The sequence below is a fragment of the Streptomyces sp. JW3 genome, from assembly GCF_052216785.1.
Taxonomy (GTDB): domain Bacteria; phylum Actinomycetota; class Actinomycetes; order Streptomycetales; family Streptomycetaceae; genus Streptomyces.
The window spans coordinates 1-15729 of sequence record NZ_JBQOUX010000050.1 but is presented as its reverse complement, the minus strand read 5'-3'; the positions used below and the strand labels follow the sequence as shown (position 1 = coordinate 15729).

Sequence of the window (15729 nt, the reverse complement as noted above, 5' to 3'; positions counted from 1 at the left end):
GACCGCTGGACCCCACCCCAGCGGTCCCGGCCGCACGTTCACGCGTCGCGCCGCCAGTAGGTCGGACGCCACCAGTAGAGCTCCGTCAGGTCCTCGGGCATCGGCGTGTCGCTGCCGAGGTCCTCGAAGGAGTCCCGGGACAGATCGATGGGCCGCCACCCCGGATCGAGCGGTTCGTCCTCCCTCGGCGCCCGCACATCGCCCCGGAACCGTTCCTCCATCGCCCCGAACCGCTGGTAGTTCCGCTGCGCGTCCATCAGACAGACGGCGTTGGGCCCGCCCCCCCCAGCAAAGGCAGGCGCAGCTGCACGAGATCGTCCTCCCAATAGCACACGGCACAGATCTCGTACGCCCCCATCGCACCGAACATCTGGTGCCCACAGCACGGACAAGGCAGCCAGCCCCCAGGAGGCGGCGGCAGGTACGCCCCCGACTCCGGAACGGCCTCCCCACGCGTGTCAGCGGCTTCCAACGCCTCCAGCTCAGCCATCTCCGCACGCATCTGCTCGTCGAACCTGTCCACCGGCCGATCGTAGGACGACCGGTCCTGACCGGCCAGGCGGTTTTACGAGCACCGACGCCCACGTCCGCCCCAACACCGCTGTCAGTGCGACCTGGTTGGATCCAGCCCTGACGACAACACCAACACGAACACCAACACCAACACCAACACCAACACCACGCGAGGGAAGACACCATGGGTACCTGGGGCAGCGGCAACTTCGAGAGCGACACGGCACTGGACCACCTGTCGATGGTCGTCGACCGACTCGTCACCGAGGTGACCGACGCCATGACCGGCGACCCGGTGGCCCTCGAACCCGACGAGTACTGGGGCGTCGCCGTCCCCTGCGACCTGGAACTCCTCCACACCCTGGCCCGCGCCGGCCACACCACCGGCCTGCCGGACCCAGAGACGATCGAGGACTGGAAGGAGACGTTCATGGCCGTCTGGGAAGCCACCATCGACGGCCTGGAACCCTCCCCGGCATACAAGGAGGAACGCCGGTCGGTCCTGAACCGCACCTTCGACCAACTGGCCAAGGCGGCCCGCCGGGAGGCAACCGGCTGACCACGCCACCGCCCGCCTCCCCTCCGCCCACTCCTTGATCGCCGGAACCGCGGCGCCTACGCTCCCTGCCCATGGACATGGGGGGACCGGAGCGCGGCCGGCCGGTCGGCCGACGCCGGGTGGTCGCGGGCCTGCTGGCCGGGACGGCGGTACTGGCCGCGGTGGGCGCGTTGCTGATCCTCGTACCGGGCATGGTGGTCGACCACGACCTCGCCGGCGCGAGCGTCGCCGCGCAGGACCGGCTGACCGCGGTGAACGACGTCCGCACCACCCTCCTCCAGGCCGTCGGCGGCATGGTCGTGCTGTTCGGCGCGTACGCCACCTGGCGACAGCTGCGGGTCAGCCAGGAGGGCCTGCGAGTCAGCCAGGAGGGCCACGTCACCGACCGGTTCAGCACCGCCGTGGACCAACTCGGCAGCGACAAACTGGAGACGCGGATCGGCGGACTGCACGCCCTGTGGCGCATCGCGGAACACTCCGCCCGCGACCGCGACGCCGTCCTGTCCATCCAGGCCGCCTACCTCCGTACGCACCTGCCCTGGCCGCCCACGGAAGGACCCGCACCGGCGGCGGACGTGCCCATCAACGACATCGCGCCCCTGGAGGTCCGCGCCCCCGACGCCCAGGTGGCCCTGACCGGCCTCGGCGTACTGCTCCTGCACCCCCGGGAACAGACCTGGCTCAACCTCAGCGTCACCGACCTGCGCCGCGCCGACTGCGACGGCCTCTGGCTGAACGACGTCAACCTCGACCGCTCCTGCATGGAGGCCGCGGGCCTCTACCACGCCAACCTGACCCAGGCGTCCCTCGTCTCCGCCAACCTCCGCCACGCCGACCTCACCACGGCCATCCTGCGCCGCACCCGCTGCGCCCTGACCGACCTGCGCGGCGCCAACCTGGTCCAGGCGGACCTGCGCGACAGCGACTTCACCGAGGCGGACCTGCGCGAGGCGAACCTGCGCAAGACCGACGCGAGCGGCGCCGTCTTCCACGACGCCGACCTGCGCCTGGCCGACCTGCGCGGTGCCGACCTGACCACCGCCGACCTCCGCGGCGCCCGCCTCACCGGCGCCCTGACCAGCGAGCACACCCGCTGGCCCCCCGCCTTCGACCCGGCCGCCGCGGGCGTAGTCCCCACCACGGACCCCGGCCCCGAGCCCCCGCCCCTCCTCCAGCCACCGGGCATCACGACGCAGCATCCGCCGTTGCGGTCCTTGCCGTGACCTGACCTGATCTAGCCAAGGTGGCAATCCTTGGATGCAAGTCTTGACAGTAATCCAAGGATTGCTACCTTGGCCGTATGACAGAAATCGAGAAGCCCCGTCTCATCCCAACTGGCAAGTGCTGGTGCGGCTGCGGGAAGGATGCCGGTCTCGGCAAGTTCTTCGCCGCTGGCCACGACAAGATCGCCGAAGCGGCGCTCATGGCGCTCAAGTACGACGGGTCTGTCGCCCAGTTGCTCCACGCGCACGGATATGGCTCACACCACTCAGTCCGCGACGCGGCTGTCGATGATCCGAACTGTTCGTGGGTGAGGTGCCCCGACTGCGAGTACAGCGGTGCCCCCGCCAGCATTGCCAAGCACCACAAGAAGGAGCACCACAAGGGCGGTGAGGGCTGAACATGCCCGCCACTCAGCGGCAGGCTGTGGCCCAGGCGATCCGCACTCTCGGCGGCACCTGGGACCCACAGCGCGCCGTCACGGTTCTTCGCGATCACGGGCACGAGTGGGAAGATCAGCGGGCAGCGGAGAAACGGGTCCGGCAGATCCTGCGAGACCTGTGTGCTGACGGTCTCATCGCCAAGATCGACGATCACCGGGCTGTATACCGGCCCGTTCAAAGGTAGGACCAGGACCGCCGCGATCGGCACGGGTCACCTGTCTGTCGATCGAGTGCCACAGGTCGCTGCTCAGAGCTTGGGCTCCACCGGGAACGGCAGCTTGTCCGCCCAGCTCGCCAGTGCCGTCGCCGCGGTTGCCTGCGTCTCGCCGCCGACAGCAGTCTCCGTGATCAGGCTCCGCTCGGCGTTCGGCAGGGCGAGCTGGCGGTAGTACTGCAAGTCCTCGAAGCCGTTCACCGCGACGTCGTGACTGGTGGCGGCGTACACCAGGCGCGGGATCCGGGCCCAGTAGCAGGCGGTCAGGCACATGGGGCATGGCTCGCTGCTGGAGTACATGACGGCGTCTTCCATGAGATGGCGTCCGAGGTGGGCGCCAGCCGCACGCAGGGCCATGACTTCAGCGTGCGCGGTGGGATCTTGTCGCTCGACGACCGAGCTGGTGCCCTGGCCCACGATCTCGTCGCCGATGACGACGAGCGCTCCGAAGGGGGTCTTGCCCTCATCCTCCAGAGAGCGCCGGGACAGTTCGATGGCTTGGGCGAGAAACGCGCGGTCCTGAGCACTCGCCGGGGCGTAGGGCACCTTGCCTCCAAGTATCCGATTGAGCCCACCCGCGCACTCACATGTAGACCGAGGGGTCGGCGTCGCCGAAGGGGCCGTCGAAGTTCACGTCGTACCCCGTGAGGGGAGTGGTGGCACCTGTGGATCCGACCATGTGAAGCGCTGCCTGGGCTCGGTGGGCGTTCGTCCAGTCACCGTCTATGCGTATCTCGACCATATCCGGGACGGAGGCGGCCACCTCGTCCCCCCGGAGTATCAGGCGGTGGATCCGGTGCGTGGCAAGGCCGGAGGAGAGCAACACGATCGTGGCGGACAGCCGGTCCTGCCACTCCTCGAAGGACCGGTCGACAGCGGCGGCCCGGACCGGCGCATCAGGTGCGTTGGGCAGGTTGTGCAGGACGACCCGGGTGATCGTGAGGTCCGCGCGTCTGCGCAGGTGTGCCGACATCAGGACGCGGTCGACCTCGTTGCGGAAGGCCGTGTACGCGGGCTGGAGCCAGACCTGGCCGCACTGCACCACCACGGCCGCTGACACGCGCGGGGAATCCAACGCCGCCAGGCGCGCCCGCCACACGGCTATGTCTATGCCGCCGGAATCACTCATGCTCCCTCCCGGGTATGCGCGCCGACCAGCTGGAGGACGTGCAGGCCGGCCGCGATGGCGTCCACCGGATCGGAGTGCTCGGCGGCTCCGGGCAGGACCCGGGTGGCGAGCCGCGCGGCCGTCCTGCGCGCGGGCGGCGGCAGACCGGTCAGGAACCTGCGGAGTTCGGCATCCGTGCCGCCCGGAGCGAGCGGGGCGAGTCGGCAGGCGATCGCGAGGACCATCGCGGACGGCCGTTGATGCGGCTCGCTGACGGGAACCGGCAGCCGGTAGTGATGAGCGTGCCGTGCCGAGCGGATCGCCGTGGCGACCGAGCCGGGGGTGTCCGCACGGCCCACGAGGGACAGCAGAGCGGCTTGGGCCTCGGCGGCGGTGGCGAAGTACCGGTGGGTAGCGAACGTACGCAGATAGGCCCCCAGTAACTGGGCGTCCGGGGTGAACTCGGGGCGGATGAGTTCCGGCGGATGAGGCAGGCGCGCGTCGCGCAGTGTGGCGAACGCGTTCACCGAGACCAGCGCCCAGAAGTGGTCGAAGTCGTCTGCGGAGCCGAGGACCGCGAGCGCGTCCCTGGCCGCGGGCGTGGCGGGGGCGGCGGCACCGTACAGGCAGGCCCGCGTCTCGGTGAGGATGGACGCACCGTCCCAGTAGTTGCCCATGAACTTGGTGCCGGTGAGTATCTCGTGCACTCCGTACAGGGCACTTGCCTGGTGGGCACCGTGGAACTCGGTGAAATCCGCGTACCACAGCAGTGCTTGACCGGGCGCGGTGAGAAGGGTGCCGAGTTCGTCGCGCGAAGCCGCGGACTTCGGGTCAGGATCCACGCAGCGCAGGATCTTCAGGCGGGCGTCGGTGGTCAGGGCGACCAGTTCCCGGGCCGCCCGGTTGGACGCCACTTCGCGTACGGACATCAGGTGCGCGGTGTTGGCGAGCCAGGCCAGGTAGCGGCTGAGCGCCCCGAGGGCCGGAGCCGGGTCCGCCAGCCGGCGGATGTGCACGAGGGACGAGTCGATCAGCACCCGGGAGCAGGACACCACCTGCGTGGGATCCGCCCCGCTGACCAGGGTGGCCCGCGCGAGGCGGTGCAGCACGTCCAAGTGCAGTGAGACGGCCTGCTCGGCGTGTTCGGCCGGTACCTCAGCCTCGGCCAGTTGGTTGGTGAGCTGCCGTATGGCGGTGGGGTCGTTGCTGGTGACGGCCTGGCTTACGGTCCCGATGTACGAGTTGATGACAGCGTCGCTGTCCTGCCCACCGGGAGAACGGGCGGCCTCCGCGCCTTGCCGGGCCAAGGCTCCGGCAAGGGTACGGCGGAGCAACTGGTTGCGCCCTCCAACGCTGGCCAGCCCGAAGAGCCGGACAAAGGAGAAGATCCCGAAGACGTTCGCCAGCAGGAACAGCAACGCGCCGTAGGTGGCGCTGACGGCGCTGTCGCCGAGCAGCCCGCAAGCGGTGAACAGCGCGGCCAGCCAGCCGACGAGCACCCACTCCCGGAAGGCGATGTGGCTGTCTATGGCCCGCAGTGAGGGCCACGAGCTCGCCGCCGAGAAGGTCAATGCGAAGATGACCGCTTCACCGGTCAGCAGCGTGGCGAAGAAGGCGATGCTGAACTGCGTGGCGTCCACGACGTCATCGTGGTCGCGAGGGGAGACGACCGCCAGAAGGCCGAGCATCAACAGGCACCCGACAAGCGTGACTTGCCTCCACCTCAGCCCCGCCGCCCCGTTCACCACTCACCTCCCACTGGCGTCACCCCACTCTCGCAGGGAGCCGGGGGCCCTCACCAGGGGACTTTCCGTCAGAGATCAGCGGCTGCGCGAGCGGTCACGAAGTGTTCCCAGGCCGGGGCGGAGACCCTGACCCAAGCGCCGTCCCGCTGCTTGGAGTCCCGTATGACCACTTCGGGTGAGGCGAAGGCAGCCTCAAGGCATTCGGTGGCGTTGCCGCCACTGTAGGACGACTTGAACCAGTCAAGCTCAGGATGACGCGGGGTCTCAGCAGGCATCTACAGCTCCTTGCGTACACGGTGGATCAGGTCGGAGGAAGCCTCCAAGTCCAACGCTTGTGCGCGCAGGTACTCGAACGCAAGTCTGTAACGCTCCAACTCCTCGTCCTTCTCCAAGAAGAGCGACCCGGCGTGGAAGTCGACGTACACGACATCGAGAGCGGGCTCGGCACCACCGATCATGACGAAGCTTCCCAGAGCGGCGGTGTGAGCGCCCTTGGTGAAGGGGAGCACCTGAAGGGTGGTGTGAGGCGATTCGTTCGCCGCGAGCAGCCGGTCCAACTGCTCCTTCATCGACTGCGGTGACCCGACAACACGGCGGATGACGGACTCGTCGATGATCGCCCACAGGCGCAGCGGCTTCGGGCGGGTGAGGATCTCTTGCCGCTTCATGCGAATGTCCACGAGGCGTTCGATCTCTTCAGGGGACAGAGGTACCTCGTTGGCCTTCTGGAGGGCGGTGCTGTAGGCCCGTGTCTGCAACAGGCCGGGAACGTAGACGCAGGAGAAGTGGTTCTCCCGTACGGCCTCGTCCTCCAGGGTGAGCAGCAGGTTCATGCTCTCGGGGATCGAGTCGGCGAACGAACTCCACCAGCCCTGCTGCTTGGCGTCCTTGGCCAGTCGTACGACGGCTTCGCGCTCGGCGTCGGTAGCCCCGTATTCCCGGCACAGCGCATCGACCACGAGCCACTTCGCCGGCCCCGACTGTGTCTCGTAACGGCTCACCGTGGCCTTGGACACCCCGACAAGCCGGCCGGCCTCCTCCAGGGTCAGACCCTTGCTGGCACGCAACTTCCTCAGCATCGCGCCCAGTTGGCGGCGACGGGTGGTGGCCCTCACGGTCATGCGGACTTCCTTCTGCGCGTGCGCCGGGCGGTCGCTCCGGGCCTGATCAGGCTAGGCAGCGAAGGGGCCGCCCACCATCAGATTCACTCGATGGATTCTCGTGAGAAGTTACACAGCGAGACTTCTCTGTGTCATTCTCCCTTACGTACCGCTACGCAATGCAGCCGTACGGACACGGCGGGCGCAGCATGCGCGTGGCCCGGGAGGGAGGAGTTCGCATGCCCGGCGACGAGGTCAGGGAACACCGGCACCGATCTGTTCTGCCGTTCACGGCAGTGCCGGCCGAGGTGCGGCTGCTGCGGCAGGCCACCACGGCCCAGTTGGGGCAGTGGGGCATGCCTCACGCTGCGGAGGAAACGGAATTGGTGGTCACGGAACTGGCCACCAACGTCATCAAGCACGTGGGCGAGGGCACGTCCGCCACGCTGGTCCTGGAGTGGGACGGCGATCGGCTGCGCGTTGAGGTCCACGACAAGAGCTACTCCGTTCCGTCCCTGTCGGCGGCCGGCTGCGACGACGAATGCGGGCGCGGTCTGCACCTGCTCGCCGCCGTGACGGCGGACTGGGGCACGGTTCTGACGGCGGCCGGAAAGGCGGTGTGGTGCGAGATCACGCTCGGGCCCGAGCAGACATGCCGACGGATGGAACGGGCCGCTGCGGCTCTGCGGAGCTACGGCCCTGGGAGCGGCGCGATTCCGGAGGGCCGGCTGCGGGATGCCGCCTTCAAGGAGTCCGCGGTGGAGTTGATCGCCGACTTGCTGCACTGGACGGCCGCGTGCGGTCTTGACCCGGACGATGTGCTGGACCGGGCGCAGATGCACTACGAGGCTGATGCGGGTGTCGCCGCCTGACGATGTCGCTGGGCCTGTTTCTCCCGGGTGGGATGGCGTGGCGCTGCGGCGGCCGAGCTCGCATTGCTCGCTCGCCGGCCTGCCCGCAGCTACCTGGGAGACCCGGACCCATCTGTCCGGGACAGTGCTGAGCCCGGGTGAGCGGCTGCGGTACGCAGGAGCGCTTCCGCGTCAGTGACGGCCTGATGCTCGTGCAGCATGAGCGCCGCCCGCACCACGTCTTGGTCGGTGCGGTCGCGCGCGTAGATGTGCACGAGGTTGTCGGCTAGTTCGGCCTGCTCCCGTGTTCGCAACAGCCGTACCAGTAGGGCCATTTCCAGAGGCGCGTACGCCTCTGCCGTATGCCGCAGCAGCGCGAGGATGCTGTCCGGCCGGCCGCCGTGGAGCAGCTCTTCAGCCCGGCGGCCGACGCTGCGTGCTGCCAAGGCTTCGTTTTTGCTCTGTTGCCGGTCCCCTTGTCGGCGGGGGACCGGCAACAGAGTTGCGGGGCGTGCCGCCATCGGAGACTTTCGCGGGCCGGCTTCACTCGCCGGTATCGGCTGGGCTGCCTTCATAAGCTGCATCTCCTGCTTCAGTGCGGTGGCGTGCTGGCGGAGGTTCCTGAGCTCCTGGTCCTGTTCTGCCGCCGACCGTTCGAACTCTTCATGCGTTTCCTGCAGAGCCCGGAGTTTCTGGCCAGCGGCGCGTACCGCGTCTCTGCTCCGTGAGCAGTTGGCGCATCGTTCCTGCTCGGCTCTCGCGCGCAGTTCCAGAAGCTTCCGCTTGGTGATGCCAAGCTTCTGGCCGCCTCCCGCGTCCCGGCAGGCGGTGTCGTAGATCCGCGCGGCTCCCTTCTCCGGCGGGACACGCTCACCCTTGAGGTAGCGCAGCAGCGTGGTCTCGCTGACGTGCAGGTACTTGGCGGCCTGAGCCTGTGTCGGGCGGGCTGGCGTCACACCTTCTGGAGTCGTGACGACGAGATGGCGGCAGATCTCTTGCAGTGCAGCCGCGAGCCGCCGCTTGTCCGGCAGGACGTCCTCACCGAAGTCCTTCTCCGTCCACGCGAAAGGGGGACGACTGCTGCTGCGCTGGGCCATGGTGGCGAACCTCCGCATTCTCGGAACAACCGGCCTTTTCGGTCGCCAGTCGGCGACACTGTCCGCCATTGTGCCGGAGGACAACTGGTCGCTGCCTGGCGGTTTTTGCTTCTTCTCTTGCCAGTTGAGGCGCAAGTTGCATCGAGAGGGTTCAAAGCGGTTTCGATGTGCCACGATTTAAGAGTCAGCCGCCGGTGGTGCGGGGGGCGGCGCGAGTCGCGCTTACGTGCATGGTGCGTACATGCCATTTTGTGCTTTTGTGCGACAGACCGCCTGGAATTCGTGCGTTTTCTATGGGAGGGGACCCATCATGGCCGAGCCGTCTTGGCAGGAGACCAGCGTCGGAAGCCACAAGCTGGGGAGTATGGCGCGTGCCGCTCTCTGGCTGATTCAGGTCGTCGGGGAGGGTGAGATCTTCACCGTGGCCAAGCTGCGCGAGGACTTCCCGGACATCGCGCAAATCGACCGGCGCATGCGCGGTCTGCGTGACTACGGCTGGGAGATCTCTACCGCCCGCGAGGACCCGGAGCTGCTTCCCCAGGAGCGCCGGTTCGTGACGCGCGGCAAGGATGTGTGGGTGCCGGGCCAGGCGAAGGGCCCGAGTCACAAGGCCAGCATCACCAACGCCCAGCGCGCGAAGGTGATGCAGGCTGACGGGTACCTGTGCCGCACGTGTGGCGTCGCGGCCGGCGAGGCGTACGAGGACGGTGTCAGCCAGGCGGTGCTCAACGTCGCCCGGCGGCAGGTGACGCTGGCGGACGGCAGTGTCACCCACCAGCTCGTCACCGAGTGCCAGCGGTGCGGGCGGGGGACCGTGGACCGGGCCGTGCACCTGCCGGAGGTGCTCAGCAAGATCGAGTCGCTCGCGCCCCTTGAGCGGAGCGTGCTGAGCGGCTGGGTGAAGAACGACCAGCGCACGTACAGCTCGCTGGAGGTGCTGTGGGGTCTGTACCGGACCCTGCCGGAGGACTCCCGTAAGGCTGTGGCCGATGCTCTTGACGGTACGGACGACTGAGACAGGACGGGATGACGATGATGCGTGAGTTTCCGGCCCCGCCGCGGGCGGCCGAGTTCAGCGAGCTGGTCAGCAAGAAGGTCGAGGAGGCCAAGGCGTCCGGCGGCACTCGGGAAACCGTGACCGTCGACGTCAACGGACAGCAGATTCATGTCGAAGTGATCGACCTGCCGCTTAGCAGCCTCTTCTACAACCCCAGCACCCACCGGATCCGGGCTCAGCGCAGCCACAATCCTCAGCGGGACGCGGCGCTGGAGAAGGATCCGTGGAGTGCCGAGAGCCAGGACTACCTCCAGTTCCTGCTCATGGCATCCCCGGAGAACCCCAACCTCCGGGACAAGGACTTCGATGTCCTCCAGGAGAGCCTTAAGCAGTTCGGGCAGAACGACCCAGGGCTGGTAACCCGGCACGGTGTACTGGTCAACGGCAACACCCGGGCCGCCGCGCTCCGGGAACTGCGCGCGCGGTCGATGCGTGTCGGCGTGCTGCCGGCGTCTCTCACCTGGGCGGAGATCAACGCCGTCGAGCTGTCCTTGCAGCTCCGCAAGGACCATCGGCGGGACTACTCCTACATCAACCGGCTGATCGCCATGGAGGAGCAGGCCGGGCTGGGACGGACGCCGGAGCAGATCGCCAAGGACTTCCGTATCCAGGTGCGTACCTATCACCAAGAGCGGTGGATCTTGAGCACGATCCGTGAGCTGAACGAGCGCAGCCGTACCGGCGGGGGGAACGGGCTGCGTCTGGTGGACTGGGAGGGCGCACAGGAGCGGCTCAAGGAACTCCACCGGCTCTACGTGAAGCTGGAGACGGTCGACCGCGACCAGGCGGAGGTACTGAAGGAGCTGCGCCTCGCCGCTATCCTGCTCAACTTCTCCAAGACCGACGTCCGGCACATCAACGAGGACTTCCTTAAGGCCGGTCTTCAGGAACGTCTGCACATGGGCGGGAGCCAGGCCGCACAGCCGCAGTCGGTGTCCATTCCCGGTCTCGGGCTGGAAGTTCCGGCGGCTTCCTCCGCTGTGGCCGAGGCTCGTGCGATGAACGACGAGATCCTCCGGTCCGCAGCCGTTGTCCGGAGCGACACCCCGGAGATCGGCGACGGACCCAAGGCTGCTGCTCAGGACGCCATCGATGGTGTGAAGCAGGCGTTCGACGTGGCGATCGAAGCCGCAGGCCGCAACGCCCGGCTGCGTAAGCGCAAGCAGATGGCTCCGGCCCGGCTGGCCGAGGCTTGCGTGAGTATCGACCAGTGCGTGAGCGATCTCGTACAGGCGCGCACCTCCCGCAGCCTGGACGAGGAAGCGTTCGATGACGCGGTGGTCAAGCTGCGGAGCAGCCTGCTCAAGCTCGCGCAGCAGGCCGGCCGTGGGCTGCCGCAGCCTGGGGACGGCGTGTCCTGGCTGCTGGAAGCGGTCTCGGCGGAGGGCTCCCGGTGACCAGCGCCAACAGTGAGAAGTCGCTCCGCCTTGGGTTCGATGAGACCCGTACCCGTGTGGTCCTGCGGACCACGGAATCGTTCCAGCAGGAACTGGTCCAGCTGGCCGCCCGGTTTCGTACCGGCGGCCAGCTCGGCCCGCTGAGTGCCTCCGTCTCCCTGGACGAACTGCTCGCGGACCTTGGTCTGCTCGGTACCTGGTCTGATCCCGCCGGTGTGGAGTGGGCGGACGATCTCCGGGACCTGGTGTCCGGGGTGGTCCAGGACGCGCACACCGTGCAGCAGCGGCTCGCCGGGCGGCAGACGGCCGGCGAGACCGCGCCCGACGACGTGCCCGCGCTCCTCGGCGACACGTGGAAGGGTGAACTCAGCGAGTTCCAGCGTCGGGACATCGCGAAGCTCTTGTCGCTTCAGCACGGTGCCAACTTCAGTGTGCCCGGTGCCGGCAAGACCCGGGTCGCGCTCGCTGTGTACGCGGCTCAGAAGGCGGCCGGCCGTGTGAGCCGGCTGCTGGTCGTGTGCCCCAAGTCGGCTTACGAGTCGTGGCGCTACGAGACCGCCGAGTGTCTTATCCATCCGCTGCGCGTCAACGTCCTGGACGGGTCGATGGATCAGTGGGCCGAGGTGCTCGTGGTGAACTACGAGCGCCTTGACCGGTCACTGCCCATGCTGGCTGGATGGCTCAAGTCGGCTCCTTCCATGATCATCCTGGATGAGGCGCACCGGATGAAGCTCGGCGCCCGGGGCACGTACGGGGCGGCCTGCATGGCGCTGGGGCCGTTGGCCGCGCGGCGCCTGATCCTGACCGGTACGCCGGCTCCGAACGGTTCACGGGACCTGGAGAACCTCCTTGGCTTCGTCTGGCCGGGGCATGGCCAGCGCACGGTGGTCCAAGCGGTTGCCGGAGGAGATCTCGCCCACGCCAGCACGGTCCTCCGGCCGCTGTTCACCCGTACGACGAAGCACGAGCTCGGCCTGCCGCCCGTAAAGCTGGGACTGCGCTTCGTTGACATGCCGCCGCTGCACGACGAGATCTACACGGCGATCGTGGGCGGCGAGAAGAGCGGTGCCGCGCGCGAGGACCTGAGTTCCCTCGGGAAGACGGCCCTCCGCCTCCTCATGGCAGCCACGAGCCCTGCCCTGCTTCTCGAAGGGGGCAGCCGCTACGAACCACTTGCGTACCAGCTTCCGCCCATGGAGGTCCCCGAAGGCAGTTCGCTGTACTCGCTTATGCAGAATCTCCCTGACTACGAGCTTTCCCCCAAGTACCAGGAGGCCGTGGCGATCATCGCGGAGAACGCCGCCCAGGGCCGGAAAACACTGGTCTGGACGACGTTCGTCAGGAGTCTCACCACGCTGGAGCGCATGCTGGAGAAGTACAGCCCGGCTGTCGTTTACGGCGGTACGCCCGACCGCGAGGAGCAGATTCGCCGGTTCAGGGAAGACCCGGGGTGCATGGTGCTCATCTCGAACCCGGCCACTCTGGGTGAGGGAATCAGCCTGCACCACGTCTGCCACGACGCGGTCTACGTGGACCGCGACTTCATGGCGGGGAGGTTCCTGCAGAGCCTGGACCGGATCCACCGTCTCGGGCTCGCTCCCGGCACGGAGACCCGGGTAACGGTCCTGGCGGTGCGCAACTCCGTCGACGAGGTCGTGGCCGCGAGCCTGGAGCGGAAGCTGGAGTTCATGGGGCGCATTCTGGATGACCCCACGGTGCAGCAGCTCGCCGATCTTGAGGAAGAGCCGGCGGTGGCGGCCGGCCTCGCACCGAGTGATATAGAGGCGTTGCTGAGTCACATGGGAGGCCGCTAGCACTGGCCGCGTGCTGCGAGGCCGGCGGGACTACCCTCTGCGGTGTGTCCCACGAAGCCGAATGGGAAGCCCCGGAGGGATCCTGGGCTTCCTCCGCAGCACGCCGCCGCAACATGCAGGCGATCCGCAGCCGTGACACGAAGCCGGAAATCGCGATCCGGCGGCTCGTTCATGCCACCGGGCTGCGGTACAGGGTAGCTGCCCGCCCCGTCCCCGATCTTCGCCGGACAGCGGACATGGTGTTCCGGTCGGCGAAGGTCGCGGTGTTCATCGACGGCTGCTACTGGCACGGCTGCCCTGAGCATTACGTGTCCCCGAAGACCAATTCAGGTTACTGGTCGGAAAAGGTCGTTCGCAATGTCACGAGAGACCGGGACACCGACGAAAGACTGCGGGAAGCTGGCTGGCTCGTGCTCCGTTTCTGGGAGCACGAGCCCTCAGACGCCTGTGCCGACAAAATCGCTGCGACGGTCTTGGCTCGGCGGGAGAGAGGTCCGGCGCGAGGCGACTGAAATCTCCAGCTGCTGCGGGGCATCCTCTACAGGACTCGTTCCCGCTGTCTCCATCTCGTAATCCCTGGTAAGAACTTCCCTGTACTCAGGGAGAAGGACAGCGGCGATAGCGCGCCCCACTGCCTCGGCCACCGGTGGTGGAAAGGCATTCCCGACCTGACGGTAGCGAGCTGTCTTCCGGCCCTGGAATTTCCACTCTTCAGGGAAACCCTGGATAATCGCGGCCTGGGCGACGGTGAGCATGGGGCCAGCCGGACGGAACAAGTCCCGTTCCGGGTCACAGTTTTCCGGGTCGTTGGCGATGCCCATGCCGTCGACACCGAGCTCCGCCCATGCGCGCTTAGCGCGAGTGGGGCCGAGGTCGGCGCCGCCATGCTTCCGAGAGCCGCCTACGAGAGTGGGGGCAACGGTCCTGCCTGCCGCCGAGGCGCGGGTGATTTTCCTCTTCCAGTCCTCGAATACCATCTTCCCGGTCCGCTGGCCGGGGCGGGCGGGTTCGCCGTCCGCGTTCTTGTCCCAGAAAGGCTTGCAGCGCGCGAGCATGCTCTTCTCAAGCTTCTCAAAAACGGTAGTATCGCTGCCCTTTATGCCTGTCGGCCACTGGAACCCAGGATTTCCGGACCCCACTGCATCCCGGTGAATAGCCACCAAGATTGCGCGCGGGCGGAGTTGTGGAACTCCGAAGTTCTTCGCGTCCATCCGACGCCAGACCTTGCGCATGGCCACGTCTTGCACATTAGGTGACTGATTCGGATCGATATCGGGAACTAGATATCCAAGATAGTGCAATCTGTTGAGAATCGAATTCCGATACTCGATGAAGACTTCCGGAGGTTCGAGAATTCCTCTAACGTTCTCGATCATCACTGCCTTCGGCTGGAGAGCGGTGATGATGTCAAGCGCTGCCGGAAAAAGATCGCGCTCGTCGTCCGGGCCGAGTCGGTGCCCGGCCAAGGAGAACGGAGGGCATGGAACTCCACCAGCAAGCAAGTCAAGTTGTCCAGGCTTAAGGTCGAGATTTTTTCGTACCTGGGAGCCCAGGAAGTCCTTGACGTCCATAGGGAGGATTTCTTCGGCTTTGTGTCGATTCCAGCCGGGCCAGCCACTTACGTTGGCTCGCAAGGTCGCGGCGGCGTGCGGGTCCCACTCAACGAGAGCACGGTGATCAAAGCCAGCGTTGTGCAGTCCGACGGCTTGCCCCCCAGCGCCCGCACAGATCTCGATCGAGGTCAATGGCGAGGGGAACTGCGGGCGCCTCTGGCCGCTGCCGGGCATGGCGGGTCCTCCTGAAGGTGGTCGTTCCGAGAGGCGATGATCACTGCGAGCCTCTCGACATCAAGAGTCTCGCACTTTTGTGGGGTCACTGATGCCTCACGCGTGAGGTGAGGCGGCGCGGGCGCGCAGCAGCTTCCCGTACTCGGCCATGAACAGGGCGAACCGACCTATAACTTCCCAGGTACCCCCACCCAAGCCCCCGTGTCACCGTGATCCCGCCGGTTCTCTTGGAGCGGTACCGGCAGGGCCGGAGGGCTCAAGGGATCCGCCGCTCCGTGACACAGCAGGGGGAAGCATGCGATCGAACACCTTGAAGCGGACGGCCGTCAGTGTCGTCGCCGCGGTCGGTATCGCCGCCGGGAGCCTCGCGGGGGCGGCCGTCAGTTCCGCCGCCGACGCGTCCGCCACGTCCGCCGCGCAGACGGCGGTGACCGGCGAGGCCGGCACGCTCGCGACGTACAACTTCGGCCTCAACAGCACCCAGGCCAAGGGGGTCCAGCGCTGCCTGGCGGCGGAGTACGACTACAACGGCGCGATCGACGGGCTGCTCGGCACCAACAGCTGGAAGGCGCTCCAGCGGGCCCTCGCGGACTACTGGGACTACAACGACGCGATCGACGGCATCCCCGGGCCCAACACGATCAAGGCGTTGCAGCGCATGCTGAAGGCCAGCTACGGCTACACCGGCGCGATCGACGGAATCGCCGGGGACGGCACCAGGGCGGCGTTCGCGAGGTTCGGCGACAAGGCCGTCAGCGTCTGCTGATCCGCGACCGCGCGGTTATGCGGGGCTCAGGCCGGCCGGTGCGGAACTCCGGAGTTC

At 67.3% G+C, this 15729-nt stretch carries 18 protein-coding genes; 9 read left to right on the top strand and 9 right to left on the bottom strand.

The features are described 5' to 3' along the window. Nucleotides 1–38: 38 nt before the first annotated feature. The gene (locus tag ACTT8P_RS20855) at nucleotides 39–257 is read right to left on the bottom strand and encodes a CPCC family cysteine-rich protein (RefSeq protein WP_442833200.1); all 219 of its coding nucleotides are present in this window, start codon (nucleotides 255–257) and stop codon (nucleotides 39–41) included. Beyond that, on the bottom strand, nucleotides 257–358 hold the full coding sequence (locus tag ACTT8P_RS20850) for a CPCC family cysteine-rich protein (protein ID WP_442833236.1): 102 nt from the start codon (nucleotides 356–358) through the stop codon (nucleotides 257–259). Before ACTT8P_RS20850 ends, ACTT8P_RS20855 begins: the two co-directional genes overlap by 1 nt. Nucleotides 359–697: 339 nt before the next feature. On the opposite strand from ACTT8P_RS20850, the gene ACTT8P_RS20845 reads away from it, so the two are divergent. The 3 genes from ACTT8P_RS20845 (at nucleotide 698) to ACTT8P_RS20835 (ending at nucleotide 2693) form a co-directional block, all read left to right on the top strand. After that, nucleotides 698–1072, top strand: a complete 375-nt coding sequence (locus tag ACTT8P_RS20845; RefSeq protein ID WP_442833199.1) for a DUF4259 domain-containing protein — start codon at nucleotides 698–700, stop codon at nucleotides 1070–1072. Nucleotides 1073–1143: 71 nt separating this feature from the next. Next, nucleotides 1144–2295 carry a pentapeptide repeat-containing protein gene (locus ACTT8P_RS20840; RefSeq protein WP_442833198.1) on the top strand — a complete coding sequence of 384 codons (1152 nt, stop codon included), beginning with the start codon at nucleotides 1144–1146 and terminating at the stop codon, nucleotides 2293–2295. Between the two features lie 77 nt (nucleotides 2296–2372). Further along, entirely contained in the window at nucleotides 2373–2693 is a 321-nt protein-coding gene (locus ACTT8P_RS20835) for a hypothetical protein (protein WP_442833197.1), read from the top strand. A 290-nt stretch (nucleotides 2694–2983) separates the two neighbouring features. Here ACTT8P_RS20835 and ACTT8P_RS20830 read toward each other — a convergent pair whose 3' ends face one another. From ACTT8P_RS20830 to ACTT8P_RS20810, 5 genes are all read right to left on the bottom strand, one after another. Further along, a complete protein-coding gene (locus ACTT8P_RS20830) occupies nucleotides 2984–3496 on the bottom strand; it encodes a nucleoside deaminase (protein ID WP_442833196.1) in 513 nt (170 codons plus the stop codon). A gap of 37 nt (nucleotides 3497–3533) precedes the next feature. Continuing rightward, nucleotides 3534–4079, bottom strand: a complete 546-nt coding sequence (locus ACTT8P_RS20825; protein ID WP_442833195.1) for a hypothetical protein — start codon at nucleotides 4077–4079, stop codon at nucleotides 3534–3536. Then, a complete protein-coding gene (locus ACTT8P_RS20820) occupies nucleotides 4076–5698 on the bottom strand; it encodes a hypothetical protein (RefSeq protein WP_442833194.1) in 1623 nt (540 codons plus the stop codon). The genes ACTT8P_RS20825 and ACTT8P_RS20820 overlap by 4 nt, the downstream gene beginning before the upstream one ends. A gap of 173 nt (nucleotides 5699–5871) precedes the next feature. Continuing rightward, entirely contained in the window at nucleotides 5872–6078 is a 207-nt protein-coding gene (locus ACTT8P_RS20815) for a DUF397 domain-containing protein (RefSeq protein ID WP_442833193.1), read from the bottom strand. Continuing rightward, on the bottom strand, nucleotides 6079–6924 hold the full coding sequence (locus tag ACTT8P_RS20810; protein WP_442833192.1) for a helix-turn-helix domain-containing protein: 846 nt from the start codon (nucleotides 6922–6924) through the stop codon (nucleotides 6079–6081). Between the two features lie 218 nt (nucleotides 6925–7142). Here ACTT8P_RS20810 and ACTT8P_RS20805 point away from each other — a divergent pair, with 218 nt between their 5' ends. Continuing rightward, the gene (locus ACTT8P_RS20805; protein ID WP_442833191.1) at nucleotides 7143–7775 is read left to right on the top strand and encodes an ATP-binding protein; all 633 of its coding nucleotides are present in this window, start codon (nucleotides 7143–7145) and stop codon (nucleotides 7773–7775) included. A gap of 89 nt (nucleotides 7776–7864) precedes the next feature. Here the strand turns inward: ACTT8P_RS20805 and ACTT8P_RS20800 are convergent, their stop codons facing one another. Beyond that, a complete protein-coding gene (locus tag ACTT8P_RS20800; protein WP_442833190.1) occupies nucleotides 7865–8851 on the bottom strand; it encodes a hypothetical protein in 987 nt (328 codons plus the stop codon). Between the two features lie 310 nt (nucleotides 8852–9161). On the opposite strand from ACTT8P_RS20800, the gene ACTT8P_RS20795 reads away from it, so the two are divergent. From ACTT8P_RS20795 to ACTT8P_RS20780, 4 genes are read left to right on the top strand one after another with little or no spacing between them, the layout of a single operon-like run. Next, a complete protein-coding gene (locus tag ACTT8P_RS20795; protein WP_442833189.1) occupies nucleotides 9162–9866 on the top strand; it encodes a hypothetical protein in 705 nt (234 codons plus the stop codon). An 11-nt stretch (nucleotides 9867–9877) separates the two neighbouring features. Further along, nucleotides 9878–11305 carry a hypothetical protein gene (locus ACTT8P_RS20790; protein ID WP_442833188.1) on the top strand — a complete coding sequence of 476 codons (1428 nt, stop codon included), beginning with the start codon at nucleotides 9878–9880 and terminating at the stop codon, nucleotides 11303–11305. Continuing rightward, nucleotides 11302–13119, top strand: coding sequence for a DEAD/DEAH box helicase (locus ACTT8P_RS20785; protein ID WP_442833187.1), 1818 nt, complete (start codon nucleotides 11302–11304; stop codon nucleotides 13117–13119). Before ACTT8P_RS20790 ends, ACTT8P_RS20785 begins: the two co-directional genes overlap by 4 nt. Nucleotides 13120–13163: 44 nt before the next feature. Continuing rightward, the gene (locus ACTT8P_RS20780; RefSeq protein ID WP_442833186.1) at nucleotides 13164–13631 is read left to right on the top strand and encodes a very short patch repair endonuclease; all 468 of its coding nucleotides are present in this window, start codon (nucleotides 13164–13166) and stop codon (nucleotides 13629–13631) included. Here ACTT8P_RS20780 and ACTT8P_RS20775 read toward each other — a convergent pair. Further along, nucleotides 13557–14906: a DNA cytosine methyltransferase gene (locus ACTT8P_RS20775; protein ID WP_442833185.1), complete on the bottom strand. Its 1350-nt coding sequence runs from the start codon at nucleotides 14904–14906 to the stop codon at nucleotides 13557–13559. The genes ACTT8P_RS20780 and ACTT8P_RS20775 overlap by 75 nt on opposite strands. 295 nt (nucleotides 14907–15201) lie before the next feature. Between ACTT8P_RS20775 and ACTT8P_RS20770 the strand changes: the two genes are divergently transcribed. Further along, nucleotides 15202–15672, top strand: a complete 471-nt coding sequence (locus ACTT8P_RS20770; protein ID WP_442833184.1) for a peptidoglycan-binding domain-containing protein — start codon at nucleotides 15202–15204, stop codon at nucleotides 15670–15672. The last annotated feature ends 57 nt before the right edge of the window (nucleotides 15673–15729 follow it).